The organism is Robertmurraya mangrovi, assembly GCF_034427655.1.
GTDB classification, from domain to species: Bacteria; Bacillota; Bacilli; order Bacillales; family Cytobacillaceae; genus Robertmurraya_A; species Robertmurraya_A mangrovi.
Genome location: NZ_JAXOFX010000003.1, coordinates 1 through 16,268 on the forward strand (window position 1 = coordinate 1; position 16,268 = coordinate 16,268).

The 16,268-nt window shown below is 35.1% G+C and carries 14 protein-coding genes; 12 read left to right on the forward strand and 2 right to left on the reverse strand.

From position 1 onward, the window contains the following. The first annotated feature begins 403 nt into the window (after positions 1 to 403). On the forward strand, positions 404 to 1,378 hold the full coding sequence (locus SM124_RS05570; RefSeq protein WP_322445518.1) for an HD-GYP domain-containing protein: 975 nt from the start codon (positions 404 to 406) through the stop codon (positions 1,376 to 1,378). A gap of 43 nt (positions 1,379 to 1,421) precedes the next feature. On the opposite strand, the gene SM124_RS05575 is transcribed toward SM124_RS05570, so the two are convergent. Then, positions 1,422 to 1,946: a hypothetical protein gene (locus SM124_RS05575; RefSeq protein ID WP_322445519.1), complete on the reverse strand. Its 525-nt coding sequence runs from the start codon at positions 1,944 to 1,946 to the stop codon at positions 1,422 to 1,424. Between the two features lie 349 nt (positions 1,947 to 2,295). Here SM124_RS05575 and lepB point away from each other — a divergent pair, with 349 nt between their 5' ends. Then, complete coding sequence (lepB, locus tag SM124_RS05580; protein ID WP_322445520.1) at positions 2,296 to 2,913, forward strand: signal peptidase I; 618 nt, start codon at positions 2,296 to 2,298, stop codon at positions 2,911 to 2,913. 64 nt (positions 2,914 to 2,977) lie between these two features. Here lepB and SM124_RS05585 read toward each other — a convergent pair whose 3' ends face one another. Then, positions 2,978 to 4,237: an ATP-binding protein gene (locus tag SM124_RS05585; RefSeq protein ID WP_322445521.1), complete on the reverse strand. Its 1,260-nt coding sequence runs from the start codon at positions 4,235 to 4,237 to the stop codon at positions 2,978 to 2,980. 286 nt (positions 4,238 to 4,523) lie between these two features. Here SM124_RS05585 and SM124_RS05590 point away from each other — a divergent pair, with 286 nt between their 5' ends. The 10 genes from SM124_RS05590 to SM124_RS05635 all read left to right on the forward strand — a co-directional run bounded on the left by SM124_RS05590 (position 4,524) and on the right by SM124_RS05635 (position 16,251). Further along, the gene (locus SM124_RS05590) at positions 4,524 to 5,543 is read left to right on the forward strand and encodes a LacI family DNA-binding transcriptional regulator (RefSeq protein ID WP_322445522.1); all 1,020 of its coding nucleotides are present in this window, start codon (positions 4,524 to 4,526) and stop codon (positions 5,541 to 5,543) included. 192 nt (positions 5,544 to 5,735) lie between these two features. After that, positions 5,736 to 7,832 (forward strand): amylo-alpha-1,6-glucosidase, encoded by a 2,097-nt coding sequence (locus SM124_RS05595; RefSeq protein WP_322445523.1) that lies wholly within the window; start codon positions 5,736 to 5,738, stop codon positions 7,830 to 7,832. Positions 7,833 to 7,902: 70 nt separating this feature from the next. Then, the gene (locus tag SM124_RS05600) at positions 7,903 to 9,177 is read left to right on the forward strand and encodes an ABC transporter substrate-binding protein (RefSeq protein WP_322445524.1); all 1,275 of its coding nucleotides are present in this window, start codon (positions 7,903 to 7,905) and stop codon (positions 9,175 to 9,177) included. 226 nt (positions 9,178 to 9,403) lie between these two features. After that, entirely contained in the window at positions 9,404 to 10,303 is a 900-nt protein-coding gene (locus SM124_RS05605; RefSeq protein WP_322445525.1) for a carbohydrate ABC transporter permease, read from the forward strand. A gap of 12 nt (positions 10,304 to 10,315) precedes the next feature. Beyond that, complete coding sequence (locus tag SM124_RS05610; protein WP_322445526.1) at positions 10,316 to 11,143, forward strand: carbohydrate ABC transporter permease; 828 nt, start codon at positions 10,316 to 10,318, stop codon at positions 11,141 to 11,143. 205 nt (positions 11,144 to 11,348) lie between these two features. Then, a complete protein-coding gene (locus tag SM124_RS05615) occupies positions 11,349 to 11,648 on the forward strand; it encodes a c-type cytochrome (RefSeq protein ID WP_322445527.1) in 300 nt (99 codons plus the stop codon). A gap of 112 nt (positions 11,649 to 11,760) precedes the next feature. Then, a complete protein-coding gene (locus SM124_RS05620) occupies positions 11,761 to 12,210 on the forward strand; it encodes a BsuPI-related putative proteinase inhibitor (RefSeq protein ID WP_322445528.1) in 450 nt (149 codons plus the stop codon). A 132-nt stretch (positions 12,211 to 12,342) separates the two neighbouring features. Then, complete coding sequence (menC, locus tag SM124_RS05625; RefSeq protein WP_322445529.1) at positions 12,343 to 13,470, forward strand: o-succinylbenzoate synthase; 1,128 nt, start codon at positions 12,343 to 12,345, stop codon at positions 13,468 to 13,470. 100 nt (positions 13,471 to 13,570) lie between these two features. After that, the gene (locus SM124_RS05630; RefSeq protein WP_322445530.1) at positions 13,571 to 13,825 is read left to right on the forward strand and encodes a YiaA/YiaB family inner membrane protein; all 255 of its coding nucleotides are present in this window, start codon (positions 13,571 to 13,573) and stop codon (positions 13,823 to 13,825) included. A 266-nt stretch (positions 13,826 to 14,091) separates the two neighbouring features. Next, positions 14,092 to 16,251 carry a sensor domain-containing protein gene (locus SM124_RS05635; RefSeq protein ID WP_322445531.1) on the forward strand — a complete coding sequence of 720 codons (2,160 nt, stop codon included), beginning with the start codon at positions 14,092 to 14,094 and terminating at the stop codon, positions 16,249 to 16,251. The last annotated feature ends 17 nt before the right edge of the window (positions 16,252 to 16,268 follow it).

Sequence of the window (16,268 nt, forward strand, 5' to 3'; positions counted from 1 at the left end):
GCTCCTTTGTAGAAGTTTGTTTTAGGGAACAAACATTCAACATTTCTACAATAGGAGCTTTTTTTGCGTTTGTCTATAACTTCATACATCAACTTACTTATTTTGGAAGGTGTGCAAAGCCAGTGGGTGAGACCCCACAGGCGCGAATAGCGACGAGGAGGCTCACCGCCCGCCCTGCGGAAAGCGAGCGCCTGGAACGAAAATCAACGGACAAGTTATCATATCAGAACATACAAAAGTTTAGGATGCTACACCTTAAGTTGAAATTTCATTTATATATCTATAATAAATTAGATGAATTTTCTTGATTTTTTGTTGAATTTTGTCTATTATTGTCATTGTAAGGACTTTAATAATAGGGACATATGCCTAATAAGATAGATAAGTAAGGAGTCTATAAAGAATGAGATTTATTCATGTATCACAATACGATTACGATACGATGCAGTTAGCCCAACCTATTTATGATCGAATGAAAAGAATTCTATTAGCCGCAGGTAGAACCATTCATCCCAAATATTTAGATAGAATAAAAGAGATGAAAATATCAACTTTATTAGTAGAAGATGCTGTGTCTAAAGGAATTTCTTTAGATGAAATGCTAGATATGCCAACATGGTTAGATACTTTAAAGGTGATTCAAGATTCGTATGAATTGGCAAGTAAGAATCAGCTATTAAATATTTTGATCCTACAGAAAACCATTACAACCATTATTCAAGAAGTACAAAAACGTAAAATCATTGTCCTAGTACCTACATCGTCAGTTGCGAATGAGTTAAAGGAATATGCTCATATCATTAATGTGACTCTACTTGCTATACAAATTGGTAAGTCAATGGGATATAACAATGCACAATTAAGAGATTTAGCAATGGGAAGCTTATTGCATGACATAGGAAAAGTACTGACTGATGATCCTCATCAACATCCAAATGCAGGTTTTGATTATATTAGAAGAAATCGAGAGATTAGTTTAGTTTCCGCGCATGTTGCTTTTCAACATCACGAAACAATGAACGGTAAAGGGTTTCCAAGAAGTATAGTAGGGGAGCAATTTCTTGAAACAGCACAAATTTGCGGACTTGCAAACTATTATGAACGATTAATTTCTGAGGGAGATACTCTTCCACATGTTGCACTTGAAATGATTATGGTCAAAAGCGGTATTGAATACAGTGAAAACGTGATTCAAGCTTTTGTTAACAGTATTCCGTCATATATACCTGGTACAAAAATAAAGCTTTCAAACGAACAAGACGGAGTCGTCATTGGCATTAAAACACACCTACACAGACCAGTAGTGAGATTACTTGAGAATGAAGAAGAAGTAGATTTAGCTTCTAATCCTTCTTTAATGATTAAAATGATACAATAACACCTAAAAAAGCCCTCACTTGAAGGGCTTTTCCTTGTAATAGCTATATAGTGATTTCTTTTTCTGTGCCATCTGAACTTCTCCTATATTCCTTCACTTCTCCAATTGAATCCTTATAATAAATAGCAAAATCATTAACATTTTTAAAATCGTTAAGAAAACTTACATATATAATGGCAGTTAATTCATCTTCTAGTAATCCAACAATGTCAACTGCATCCATTTGCTGCTGATATTGATAATGGCCTGTAGGGCAAAAATTGTACTTCCATAACGGGGCATTTGACATCGAGTCTACTAGTTGTTCACTAGGCTCTCCTAAAACGGATAGAATTTCATCCTTTGTATTTAAAGTGGATACAATTTCTTTTAAATTGTCTGCACTTTTAAAGTCACAAGTTGGGGGCAAAACCTTTTGATGGGCTATATGTTCTGAAGAGCTCGCAGCCTTTATCGATTCAGAATGTATAATCTTCTCTGTTGTTGATTGGCCAATAGTTAAAGGATTAACAGTTACACTTAGTAAAAAAGCAATAGAAATACTGCATATTCCCTTCTTAAAAATCATGGTTAAGCACACCCCTTATTATTTCTCCATATATTAGACGGCTCAGCTATAAAAAAAGTTTCTTTTACATTACAAATATTTCATATTTGTTACAAAGGGATTTATTAAGACAAAATGAAGGCCACAAGATAATATATGAAGGAGCTCATTCGAAAATGAACCTATAAACAAACTTATGGTTAAAAATTCAGGTGAAATAAGTGTAAATAATTAACGTTTTCTTCGATAAAATAATCTTTACGTGTTATTATTAAGAAGGCTAATAAAGACGAGTTAAATGACAGGCTGGTCTCATGAATTTAAGCTGATTATTATGATTCACGATGTATCTAAATGGGGAGTGAGCTTGGTGGTTCAAAAAGTTACGAAGGAATTGTTTAGCTGGGTTAAAGCACTAGCCCTTGCAATAGTATTGACTGTTTTTATAAGTGTTTTTGTTTTACAGCCATATAAAGTAAGTGGGAGCTCCATGGAGCCTACTTTTCAAGGAATGGATCCATTTGACGGTGGGAAAGTAGCAGACCGAGTCATGGTGTTCAAAAGTGGTTATTTACTTGGAAGTGAGCCGGAACATGGGGATATCGTAATTATTGATAGTGAATTAGAAAAGGACCGATCAATTAAAGATGAATTTATTGATAATCCATTTATCAGTTGGGCTGTTAACGGTAGTGGAGAGGTTGATAAATATTGGATTAAAAGAGTTGTAGGGAAAGCTGGAGACAAACTCGAATTTAATGAGGGGAAAGTATACAGAAACGGTGAATTACTTGATGAAACATACATAAAAGAGGACATGGATTTTCCTTTTGAAACGGTAGTGGTTCCAGATAACCACGTTTTCGTAATGGGAGATAATCGAAATGACAGTTTAGATAGTAGGGAGATTGGACCTGTTCCCGTTGATCACGTTGTAGGTGAAGTATTTTTAAGATATTATCCAATTAAGAAGATTAATAAATACTGATAAATAAAAATGATTGATATAAAAAACTGCACCTCTTTTTTTCATTTGGTGCAGTTTTTTATGCTTAATTTTTAAGAGTAGGACTAACTGGAAATAGGATTTCAACCCTTGTCCCATTACCGTCTCTATTTTTAAATCGAATATTCCCTTTATGCTGCTCAACAATTTTGAAGCTAACCGTAAGACCTAATCCAGTGCCTTTCTCTTTTGAACTGTAATAAGGTTCACCTAAGCGATATAAAAACTCTCCTGGTATTCCCGGACCGCTATCTTCAACAATAATTTGTACTTGATCATTAAGCTTATTCAGGTATACTGAAACATCCCCTTTTTCTCCGGAAGCCTCAATGCCATTTTTAACGATATTGATAAACAGTTGCTTCATCTGATTCTCTTCACAATCTATAAAAACGGGACCAGTTGAATGATAATTTAGCTGAACATTGGTCATATTGGCTTGTGTTTCTAGTAAGGACATGACATCACCTAATGTTTTAGAGACATCACAAGTACTAAACTTTAATTCTTGTGGCTTTGCTAAAAGGAGTAATTCACCAACTATATGATTAATTCTGTCTAACTCACTTAACATAATGTCATAGTAGGAGGTCACGCTATGATCCTTCTCTTTTAACAATTGTACAAACCCCTTTAAAGAAGTAAGAGGGTTTCGTACTTCATGAGCTACACTGGCAGCTAACTCCCCTATAACAGAGAGTTTTTCTGTTCTAATAAGTTTTTCCTCAGCAATCTTTCTTTCCGTAATATCCCTTCCAATAACTATAAGCCCTTTTCTTGAGCCGTCTTCATTAAAGAGAGGCTGTTTGATCGTATCAAATGTTTTATTTGTTCCATCAGGTAAGGGAATCGTTTCTTCACATCGAGTGATATCTTTATTGTTCCAAGCAATTTCGTCTGTAACTTCTTGACAATAAATAAGGGCTTCCCGGTAAAATTCCGTATACTCGGCTAAATCTCTATCTGTTTTTCCCTTATAGTCCACATGTTCGAGCTGAAATAGCTTTAAACCAAAAGTATTGGTTTCCAACCATCTGCCTTCACCATCTTTAAAACAAACAAAGTCTACCATTGAGTTAATTAGGGTTGAAAATTGTTGCTCCGCTTTTTTTACTTCATCAAGTTCTCGTTTTTTCTTATTCAATTGATGAAAAAAAATGGCTGTTAATAGCACAAATAAAAAGGCTTTTCCTAATTGAATAAACCTTAAATAATCCTCATGTACATATCTAGCAACTAGATAATCAGATACTAGAACATATCCCATTCCAAAGATAATGTATAAATAAATGAGTTTGTTTTTCATGGTTGTAATTCTCCTGTCTTAGAAGGATACTAATATATATACAGACAACACTAAATTGTAACAGATATGTATGTGTAACTAAATAGAAAAACCAACCAGTAGGGAATAGAGAAAGCATATTACCTTAAACCAACAAATCATACAACATAATCCAAAATATTGTATGATTTTTGACAGCATAGAATTTGTCATCTTTTTACGATAAAAAATGTTTGCAATCGTTTTCATTATCCTTTATTATCAAATCAAGCAAGATATCCGAAACGTTTTGGGAGGTGTTTAATTAATGACTACAATAAAAGATATTGCCAAGGTTGCTGGTGTTTCGGTGACAACAGTATCTAGAGCCCTCAACGGTTATTCGGATGTTAATGAGAAGACAAGGCAAAAAATTATGGCTGTTGCCAAAGAATTAAAATACAGCCCAAACACATTAGCTAGAAGCTTAGTGATGAACAAATCGAATACGATAGGCTTACTAGTATCGGGTTTAACAAGAAGTAGTGCTAAAGATAATTTTACTTTTAAAATATTATCAGGGGTAAATGAGTATTTATCAAATTCAGGTTATGATTTAGTCTTATTCAGCACAACATCAACAAAGCAACGGGAAAAAACGTATACTGAGCTTTGTCGTGAGAGAAGAGTGGACGGAGTTATTATGCAGGGGATCAAAACAGATGATCCATATTTAATAGAAGTTGTTGATAGCGATATTCCTTGTGTTCTCATTGATATACCAATTGAATCAGATACCGTTGGATATGTAACCACAGATAATATTAGCGGAGCAAAAAAAGCAGTACAACACCTTCTAGAGCTTGGCCATAAAAAGATCGCCATGGTCAATGGACATGAATTTGCTTTCGTTAGTAAGAGAAGGCTAGAAGGATTTATGGAAGCACATCATGAGATGAATGTTCCTGTTAATCCTTCCTGGATTGTAAGTGGTGCCTTTGATGAAGATGAGGCAGAACGACAAGCACTAAAATTGTTAACTGATTTTCCTGAAATCACAGCTGTCTTTTGTGCAAGTGATCTAATGGCTTTAGGAGTCATTAAAGCAGCAAAAAAGTTAAAAATAGATATTCCAACACAGTTATCAATTGTAGGTTATGATGATATATTACTAGCTTCATATGTTTCACCAGCATTAACAACAGTCGCGCAAGATATCTACCAGATGGGATATAAATCTGCAGAGCTATTAGTTCAAATGCTACAAGGAGATGCAGTTTCTCATATAATCACACTAGAAAATGAATTGAAAATGAGAGAAAGCACAGCTAAGAACCACGATTGTTAAGTGGTTTCTATTTAAGGAAAAACCAAAACGTTTTGGGAAAATAAGAAATACTAATTATTCCTACAAAACAAAGTCTTCTAAAATAGGAAAAAAATTTTTAGATAAAATCCGAAACGTTTCGACAATGATAGATAAAAGTTATTCGAACATAATAACTCAGTATATTAGACCTATACCAACAGGAGGCACAATATGGACTACAGAGTAATTAAAGAAAATGATCTGTTTTTGCTAACAGATACAAAAGGGAACATTCCACTAAATCACCCTTATGGATTAGGTTTATATTCTAAGGACACACGTTTTTTAAGTAAGTTTGATATTAGAATTAACGGGGAAGAGCCTATCCTTTTATCCTCGGATGCGTCAGAAAATTACATGGCACAAATACTTTTAACTAATCCCCATATGGAAAAAGACGGAGAGTTGATACTGTGGAGAGAGTCAGTTGAAATAGACCGTACAAGATTTATTAGTAACGACGTCTTGTACGAGACCATTAAGGTGAAAAACTATTTTCCAAAACCGATTAGCTTCAATGTAAGCGTTCACATGGATGTAGACTTTGCAGATATGTTTATTGTTCGTGGTTTCCAGTCTGGGAAAATTGGTGAGAGAACAGGTCAGCAAGTTACGGACCAGTCATTAACTTTTAACTATCTTGGTGCAGATGATATAGAGCGTTCAACTACCATTAAGTGGGATCGTACTGCTAAGAATGTAAGTGAAGAAGGAAATGTAACATTTGACTTTAGCCTTACTCATTTGGAGGAACAAAGCGTCACATTAATGATTGAACCGAAAACAGGGAACGAGCGAAAGAAAGAAATTCAAAACCTTGAAGCTGCCAAACAAGATTTAATGGAGTCATACAAAGAGTGGGAAAGTAAAATCACATCGGTAGAAACGGATTATGCACCATTACAACGCTTAGTAGATAGAGGAATTGGCGACTTAAGAGTATTGCTTACTGATTTAGGCTATGGTCAGTTTCCTGTCGCTGGGTTACCTTGGTTTGGAGTTCCATTTGGCCGCGATAGCCTAATTGCTGCTCTTCAAATGCTAGCGTTTAATCCAAGTGTTGCAAAAGGTACTTTGTTAACTATGGCTAGTAAGCAAGGTAAAAATGTAGACCCATGGAGAGATGAGCAGCCAGGTAAAATTATGCATGAAATCCGATTTGGAGAGTTAGCTACGACGGGACAAATTCCTTTTACTCCATATTACGGAACCATTGATGCTACTCCATTATTCTTAATTTTATTAACTGAGTATGTGAAATGGACAGGAGACAAAGAAATTGTTCTTCACCTGAAAGAAAATATTGATCAGGCATTAAGCTGGATTGATCAATACGGAGATCGCGATGGAGACCTATTTGTTGAGTATCACCAGGAATCTAGTAAAGGAATTGCAAATCAAGGTTGGAAAGACTCTGGTGATTCAATGGTTCATCGTAATGGAGACTATGCAAAGACTCCAATTGCACTATCTGAAGTACAAGGATATGTATACCAAGCCAAAATGGGAATCGCAGATATTTTTAGTTCTTTAAATATATCAGATGAGAGAGCAAATCAACTTCGCCAAGAAGCACAGGCCTTGAAAGAACGCTTTGATAATGAGTTTTGGATGGATGATGTTCAATATTACGCAACGGCATTAGATGAGCATAAGAAACAAGTTGGTACGATTACTTCTAACGCGGGGCATGTTCTATTCTCTGAAATGCTAGATGAGGATAAAGTGGATGCAGTTACGAACATGCTGATTAGCCCAAAAATGTTCTCAGGGTTTGGTATTAGAACAATGGGATCAGAAGAAGCTGGATACAATCCAATGAGTTACCATAACGGAAGTATTTGGCCGCATGATAACAGCATGATTTTACTAGGAATGAGTAAAACGGGTCGTCAAAAAGAAGCGAATATTGTTATTAACGGCTTGATTAAGTCTGGAGCACATTTTGAATATGACCGTCTACCTGAGCTTTTCTGTGGTTATGAAGAGTCCATTGGGAAAGCAGTCAAATATCCTGTTGCTTGTTCACCGCAAGCATGGGCTGCTGGTACACCTCTAGTCTTTATCCAAACATTATTAGGTTTGTTCCCAGACAGCTTGAATAAAGAAATTCATTTGAATCCAGTTTTATTAGATAAAATGAATGTTCTTAAAGTAAAGAACATTGCAATTGGAAAGGGAATTCTATCGGTAACGATTTCACGTAAGAATGGTGAACAAATCATTTCCATCGATGAAAATACAACAGGTTTTAAAGTTATTTCCTAACCAATGGTCTATAGGAGGAAAACATCCTCCTTCAGATAGATAAAACTAAAATATTGAGAGGGGTATAGAAATGAAAGCTAAAAAATTATTAGCTACTTTAGGAATGTCAACAATGTTATTCGGAAGTATATTAGCTGGTTGTAGCGTTGGTGACGATGCGGCAAAACCAAAAGATAGCGGAGACAAGGCAACTGGAGAAAAAGTAGAAATCAGATTAGCGGGATGGGGCGGTAACCCGTCTGAGCAAGAGTTACTAGAAGAAACGCTTGCTGAATTTGAAGCAACTCATCCTAACATTAAAGTTAAATACGAAGTAATCTCTGATCAATATATGGATGTTATTAAAACTCGCTTAATTGGTGGAGAAGCTCCAGATGTATTCTACTTAGACGCATTTGAAGCACCTGCATTAATTGAAACTGGATCTTTACAGCCACTAGATGAGTTTGTAACAGATGAGTTTGATGTGAATGATTTTGAACAGCCTCTAGTAGATGCATTTAAAGGTGAAGATGGAAAAACTTATGGTTTCCCTAAAGATTTTTCAACACTAGCATTATTCTATAACAAAAAAATGTTTGAAGAAGCAGGTGTAGAAGTTCCGAAGACTTGGGATGAATTACGTGAAGTATCGAAAGCATTAACAAAAGGAAAAGATGTTTACGGTTTCGGTGTTGCTCCTGAGCTTGCACGTATGTACTACATCGGTGAGTCTGCAGGTGGGGAGATTGTAAAAGATAACAAAGCAAATTTTGCTGATCAGTCAGTAGTAGATGCACTTCAACCAATCATTGATCAACGTCTAAATGATAAAACGTCAGCACAACCAAATGAGGTTGGAGCAGGCTGGGGTGGAGAAATGTTCGGTCAAGGGAAAGCAGCAATGGTTATTGAAGGTAACTGGGCAATTCCGTATCTACAAGACACATTCCCAGGAATCGAATTTGGTACTGCTGAACTTCCAACAATCAACGGTACAAAAGGAACAATGGCATACACAGTTTCTTATGTAATGAATGCACAGTCTGAAAAGAAAGAAGCGGCTTGGGAGCTAATTTCATTCTTAACAGGTAAAGAAGGTATGAAAATCTGGACGTCTAAGGGCTTTGCGTTACCAACTCGTAAATCAGTTGCTGCTGAATTAGGTTGGGATAAAGATGAATTACGTGCTCCAATCGTTGCAGGTGCTTCTTACTCTACAGTTTGGTCAGAAGGCACAAACTTACCAATCATCATGAACAACTTTAACAACCAATTTATCAGTGCATTCTTAGGCGAGCGTCCATTAAAAGAAGCTCTTGAAGAAGCGCAAAAACAAGCAAACAAAGAAATTGAAGCAAAATAGTCTTTTGTAAATTTGGATTTGAGAGGGGGTTCTCCTCTCTCAGGTCCCATTTATTATTCTCTTTTTGCTGATGTAGGTTAGTCAGCTAGACAACACGGTAATCTAGTAAGTATTTACGTCATTAAAAAGAATCTAATAAATGTAGGATTCAACTTATGTTCTTAATTAGCCTGTAATGAAAAATATATAAAATGATTAGCACTACTTAAAAGGAAGTGGAGAAAAAATGAGGCAGAGCTATAACAAAAAGAAACTAAAAGAAACCGGACAAGGATACTTCTTCATGTCCCCGACTATTTTTGTTTTAGGCTTATTCGTTATCGGACCGATCCTTTATGCAATCTTTCTATCTTTTCATAAGGTTCAGTTGTTAGGGAATGTATCCTTTGATTTTGTAGGAATGGATAATTTCCTTAGGATTGCAGATGATCAACGTGCACAAATTGCTTTATGGAACACTTTAAAATATGTGGTTATCGTCGTACCAGCACAAACGATGTTAGCTTTAATACTTGCGGCTTCCTTAAACGCAGGGTTGAAAGGACAAAAATTCTTTAGGATTGTATACTTTTTACCAACATTAACATCATCAGCTGTACTAACGCTTATCTTTATGTGGATGTACAACCAAAATGGGTTAGTGAATCATATTCTTGCAACGATTGGTTTACCAACTTACAACTGGATTGGTGACCCTGCCGTAGCTCTTAATGCAATTATGATTATGAATATCTGGTCAACAGCACCATTTTTCATGGTTATTTATTTAGCTGCACTTCAAGATATACCAGAATCGCTTTATGAAGCAGCAGAACTGGATGGGGCAAATGCCATTCAAAAGTTCTTCTTTATCACAGTTCCGAATTTGAGACCAGTAACTTCATTCGTTGTAATCATGGGCTTAATCGGTACATTCCAACTATTTGATCAATCATATATTTTCTCAGGTGGATCTGGTGGTCCAAACAATTCAACGTTAACAGTTGTATTACTCATTTACCAATATGCATTTAAGAATATGGGAACAATGGGATATGTAGCAGCATTGGCATTTGCCTTAGCTATCATCATTCTAATCGCAACATTAATTCAACGAAAATTCTCAAAAGAAGAATCATTGTACTAGGGAGGGATAGGCTTGAAAAAGAAAATAGGCTTAGGAAAAGGATTTCTCTATGCAATCCTAGTCACTTACGCAATTGTAACAATGGTTCCCTTTTTATGGGCAATTTCATCTTCCTTTAAGACGTTAGAAGAAATCGTAAGTGGTTCCATGAATTTTATACCGAAAAACTTTACATTAGATAACTATATAGAAATCTTTGTTAGACAAGATCTATTTCCTAGATGGCTATTTAATAGTGCATTCATAGCCATTACAGCTACTGCTCTAAACTTATTATTTAACTCTATGGCTGGATATGCTTTAGCAAGATTAACTTTTCCAGGGAAAAAATCACTATTTATTCTCATTTTAGCAATCCTTATGATACCAGCTCAGGTTACAATGATCCCTAACTATCTAATTCTTAAAGAACTAGGTTGGCTGAACTCATATCAAGGGATGATTGTTCCATCGATGATTAATGCAACCTTTATCTTTATGATGCGACAGTTTTTCATCAACTTCCCGAAAGAGTTAGAAGAAGCTGCTGAAATTGATGGACTGAGCCGAATTGGTACTTTCTTTAAAGTTGTCTTACCACTAGCTCGTCCAGCACTAGCCGCTCAAGCTATATTCGTTTTCATGGGCTTATGGAATGATTTCATGCGACCATTGATTATTATGTCGAGCCCAGAAATGTTCACATTACCATTAGGATTGAACTCCTTTAAAGGACAATTCATTAGTTATTGGAACTATATCATGGCAGCATCAATGGTATTTACCATGCCAGTACTAATCATTTATGCATTCTTTAACCGCTATTTCACAAAGGGAATCACATTCTCTGGCGGTAAGTAATTTAAAATGAAGAAATGCGTGTAGGCTTTTTACAGCCGCACGCATTTTTTCATTAAATAGAACACTAAATAGAAATTTACCTATTTCAACTGATTAAATGTTACAAACTTATTAACAAACCGTTCTAAGTTCATGAACCTTTCACATAAAAAAGCAGCTTCACATTGTATCATAGAAAATATAGAAACCAACTAGAGGTGAAAGCATGGGGAAGATCATCATGATTCCTTTTTTAATATTATTATTAACGGCTTGTTCAAAAAAAGAGCCCGTTGATCAAGTTCATTTAACGGAGCCCGAACTTTATAAAAAAAGCTGTATTACTTGTCATGGTAAACCTTCTGATACATCAATCAATTTATCACTAAGTCATGCACATAAGTATACGAAGGAACAGTTGATTGATATTATGGTTAATCCTCCTGGGGGGATGCCGGTTATAAAACTAACGGATTACGATCGTGAGCGCTTAGCAGATTATATTATTAATGAGACAAAACCTTAAGAGTACCAAAAATAGGTAATGAGTATCTGTAACGAAACCCTCTCTTTTTTCGACTATTATTATGAGAATATGTAAAATTACACATCATAATAAAAGTGAAGGTGTTTAAAATATGAAAAAAATTTGGTTTGGTTTATTAATAACGATATTTATTACAGGATGTGGTACTTCTATGAAAGATGCTGAACAAGTGACTAATACAAATGCAGGAGAAGTTACTTCAAATGAAGTGACTCAAAGCCTTAAGCAAATAGAACCTCTAAAGTATCAATATGAAGTTAAAAATCAATCAGAAGAAGAATTAACTTTAGAATTTACTAGTTCACAAAGATATGATTTTTTAGTGAAGAATGATAAAGGAGAAGATGTATTCTTATTTTCTAGTGCCGTTGCTTTTTTACAAGCTTTAGGGGAGGAAAAGCTCGGACCTGATCAAAGTTTACAATACGAGATTGATTTAAGTAGATTAAATCTTGAACCAGGTGAATATGAATTAACACTCTGGATGACACCTAAAGAGGGAAAAAAATATGCAATTTCTGAAAAAATAAAAGTTGAATAGTGCAAAGGACACTTTTATGGGTGTCCTTTTTACTTTGTTAAGGCACTTGAGTTTTTCATTATCCCTTCATATTTAAACCAGATTCTGTTACATTCACAATAAGTAGAAAACGTTTATTGCCAGGAGGAAATTATGTCAGCAAATCCTATAACGATTGACAAAATCATTTTACATAAGTTAGTTATGAGTTTAAAAGACCCTTTTGAAACTAGTTTTGGTACCTTTCAAGATAAGGAGTTTTTTATTGTCGAAATGATTGATAAGGATGGTTTCACTGGTTTCGGGGAATCGGTAGCTTTTTCAAGTCCCTGGTATACAGAGGAAACGGTTAAAACTAACGAACATATGATGGTTGACTTTTTAATTCCATTATTATTAAAAGAACCTATTGAGCATCCCGATGAAGTTTCTAAACGTTTTCAAATCATTCGCCGGAATCCAATGGCTAAATCAGCCTTAGAAGGGGCTGTGTGGGATTTATATGCTAAAAGGAAAGGATGGTCCTTAGCGAAGGTTTTAGGCGGAACTAGAAGTCAAATAGATGTAGGTATAAGTATAGGAATTCAACCGTCAGTTAGAAGCTTACTTCAAGTGGTCGAGCGATACGTTCTGGAAGGTTATAAGCGAATGAAAATAAAAATCAAGCCAGGATGGGACGTAGAGGTACTTAAAGAAGTAAGAAGAGAATTTCCCACGATTCAACTTATGGCAGATGCAAATTCAGCATACACTTTAGAAGATATACACCATTTGAAAAAGCTCGATGATTTGAATTTAATGATGATTGAGCAGCCATTAGGTCACGATGATATTGTTGATCATGCAAAGCTTCAGGCAGCTATCGAAACTCCGATTTGCTTGGATGAAAGCATTAACTCGTTTGATGATGCTAGACGGGCAATTGAACTGGGAAGTTGTAAAATTATTAATGTGAAAATCGGTCGTGTAGGCGGTTTAACTGAGTCAAAAAAGATTCATGATTACTGCAAACTGCAAGGGGTTGACGTTTGGTGTGGAGGCATGCTCGAGGCGGGAGTTGGAAGAGCTCATAATATAGCACTAACCTCCTTAGATCAATTTACGTTACCAGGGGATACGGCCGCTTCGGAAAGATATTGGGACCAAGATATTATTGAGCCAGCTGTTACAGTAGAAAATGGAATCATCCATGTTCCAGAAAAACCAGGAATAGGCTATGAAGTTAACAGAAAGGTCCTAGAATCCTTCAGAGTAGATAAAATAACGGTTTCGAATGAATAAAGACTAGTAAGACGTAGTGTAAATTATTATGGAAAAATGTCCTAATAAAGTAATATAATTGTATTGTTATTGTATCTTTACTTTTTAGGAGGTAGAAAACATGCGTCGTAGGAATACACCAGCCTTTACTTTTTTAGCATGGGCTAGCTTTGCTTTAGCATGTGGATTTACATTCGTGGGGATTTATAATATGGATGCCCCTTTAGTTGAAAAAGGTTATTATTCTGTCTGTTCATTATTTTTAATAATGTCTTCTTTTGTTCTTCAAAAAGTAGTAAGGGATAATCAGGAAGATGATGATGGGATTAGAAAAGCTACCCCAGAAAAGAAAAAGACGGGTGAAGATTTTAGTTAAATATTATGTTTGTACAAAAACAGATCCATTGGGTCTGTTTTTTGTTTTAGAAGTTATGGTTAATTTATGAAAATTTTGTTACAAATTACCTATAAATAAAGAATGTAATAATGTTGTAAAGTGCTAATAGTCTTGATTTATTCGACATAAAATGATAAAAACAAACTATATAACAGAAATAAAAGGTCAAATTTTGACATGAATTACAATACTCACAAAGTGTACAACGTAGAAAGAGCTTTTTGGCTGATATAGGGGTTGAATAAATGGATAATGTTATAGAAATGTTCCACGTGGATGCTTCAATAGACTCTTTGATGGACCAAATTGGAGAGTTGCAAGGAAGCCAAAAGGATGAATTGATAAGTGTACTAAAAAGTTTTGCGAATTTGAAACAGGCTATTGATACATCCATTATTATTGCTGCAACAAATACACGTGGCGATATCCTTTATGCAAACGATAAATTTTGTGAAATTTCAAATTATGAACGTTCAGAACTCATTGGGAAAAACCATCGAATACTAAATTCTGGATACCATGATAAATCCTTTTTTAAACAAATGTGGAGTGAAATAAGTAAAGGGAATGTTTGGGAAGGTGAGATCAAAAATAAAAAGAAAGATGGAACCTTTTATTGGGTAAAAACGACGATTGTTCCGGTAAAAGGGGAAGATGGTAAGCCTAGCAGCTACATCTCACTTCGTACAGACATTACTGAGGGAAAACAGGCGCAGGAAGAGTTGGTAACAGCACTACAAAATGACTTTACACAAGTTGTAAATTCAATGAATAGTTTAATTTATAAAGTCATTATTAATCAAGAGGGCCAGTTTGTTTATAAACAAGTAGCAGGGAAGTTAGCAAACCAACTTGGTTTAAATAATGAAACATTGGAGAATAAATTACCAAAAGATATATTTTCGACAGACATTAGTACTCTACTAGATCAAAAGTTTAAAAGTGCCTTTTTGGGTCAACCAGAAAGTTATTCCTATAGATTTAACAATAGACAGCTATTAACTCATCTTTCTCCCGTTTACCGTGATGGAGAAGTTCATGAAATTATTGGATGTACGAACGATATTACTGAGCTTCACCAGGCTCAAGAGGAAATTAAGTTTCTGGCTTATCACGATATTTTAACCAATCTACCGAATAGAAGAAAGTTTAATGAAGACATCCATGAACTAATCGTTAAATCAAATGAGAATGGGCAAAAATTTGCCTTGCTTTACCTCGACTTAAACCAATTTAAAAAAATTAACGATGCATTTGGTCATAATGTTGGAGATAGTCTTTTAAGAGCCGTTTCAGTCAGGCTGCAAGAATCAATAGGTACAGAAGGTGAAATTTACAAATTTTCGGGTGACGACTTTATCATTGTTTTCCGAAATGTACTGAATCCGTCGTTTATCTCAGATAAAGCTAAAAATATAGTATCTATATTTAGTCATGCGTTTAGCCTAAGTAACTCTATGGATGTCGTTACTTCCTCAAGCATCGGTATCTGTATGTATCCTAATCACGGTGAAAACTCAGACCAATTATTGAAAAATGCCGATTTAGCGATGAATATCGCTAAGCAAAAAGGAAGAAACATTTTTAAATGGTATGAAACAGGAATGAGCAAAAATGAGGATGAAAAACTCCAAATTGAGCATTATCTTAGAAAGGCCATTGAAAATAACGAATTTGAGTTATACTTTCAACCGAAGCTAAATCTTTTCTCCAATCGAATAAATGGGGTTGAAGCATTATTAAGATGGAATAATCCGGTACTAGGCATGGTACCTCCAGATAAATTTATTCCTATTGCTGAAGAGACTGGATTTATCATCCAAATAGATGAATGGGTGTTAGAGAAAGCATGTCAACAAAGTAAAGAGTGGTTTCTATTGGATCCGGATAATCCAGTTTCCATTGCTGTAAATATTTCACCACTACACTTTCGTATCCCAAATTTTTATTATATCGTTGAAAAAGTGTTAAAAGAGACAGGCTTAAATCCTAGTTTATTAGAAATAGAGATAACGGAAAATAGTATTATTGAAAATACTGAAGAATGTATCGTTTGCTTAGAAAAATTAAGAACACTCGGAGTCTCAGTTTCAATAGATGATTTTGGAACCGGTTACTCTTCTTTAAATTACTTAAGAAAGTTTCCGATCAGTTCCCTTAAAATTGACCGTAGTTTTATTCAGGAGGTTTCTCAAAATAGGGAAAATGTTGCTATAGTAAAAGCGATTATGTCTCTTGCCCAAGAGTTAAAGCTAAAAGTGGTAGCAGAAGGAATTGAAACATATGAGGCTTTGGAAATTTTAAGAAGTTTAGGCTGTGATGAAATTCAAGGCTACTTAATAAGCAAACCACTACCCGTTCAAGAATTTCAAAACATGTTTAGCCAAAGGTCCCCCATTCTATAAAAGAAATAGTTTGAACA

What these genes read in the sequence shown, in the direction of transcription:
- menC (WP_322445529.1), top strand. Translation starts at nt 12,343, where the DNA reads ATGTCAGCAAATCCTATAACGATTGACAAAATCATTTTACATAAGTTA.
- SM124_RS05620 (WP_322445528.1), top strand. Translation starts at nt 11,761, where the DNA reads ATGAAAAAAATTTGGTTTGGTTTATTAATAACGATATTTATTACAGGA.
- SM124_RS05570 (WP_322445518.1), top strand. Translation starts at nt 404, where the DNA reads ATGAGATTTATTCATGTATCACAATACGATTACGATACGATGCAGTTA.
- SM124_RS05575 (WP_322445519.1), bottom strand. Translation starts at nt 1,946, where the DNA reads ATGATTTTTAAGAAGGGAATATGCAGTATTTCTATTGCTTTTTTACTA.
- SM124_RS05630 (WP_322445530.1), top strand. Translation starts at nt 13,571, where the DNA reads ATGCGTCGTAGGAATACACCAGCCTTTACTTTTTTAGCATGGGCTAGC.
- SM124_RS05600 (WP_322445524.1), top strand. Translation starts at nt 7,903, where the DNA reads ATGAAAGCTAAAAAATTATTAGCTACTTTAGGAATGTCAACAATGTTA.
- SM124_RS05590 (WP_322445522.1), top strand. Translation starts at nt 4,524, where the DNA reads ATGACTACAATAAAAGATATTGCCAAGGTTGCTGGTGTTTCGGTGACA.
- SM124_RS05595 (WP_322445523.1), top strand. Translation starts at nt 5,736, where the DNA reads ATGGACTACAGAGTAATTAAAGAAAATGATCTGTTTTTGCTAACAGAT.
- SM124_RS05585 (WP_322445521.1), bottom strand. Translation starts at nt 4,237, where the DNA reads ATGAAAAACAAACTCATTTATTTATACATTATCTTTGGAATGGGATAT.
- SM124_RS05635 (WP_322445531.1), top strand. Translation starts at nt 14,092, where the DNA reads ATGGATAATGTTATAGAAATGTTCCACGTGGATGCTTCAATAGACTCT.
- SM124_RS05615 (WP_322445527.1), top strand. Translation starts at nt 11,349, where the DNA reads ATGGGGAAGATCATCATGATTCCTTTTTTAATATTATTATTAACGGCT.
- SM124_RS05605 (WP_322445525.1), top strand. Translation starts at nt 9,404, where the DNA reads ATGAGGCAGAGCTATAACAAAAAGAAACTAAAAGAAACCGGACAAGGA.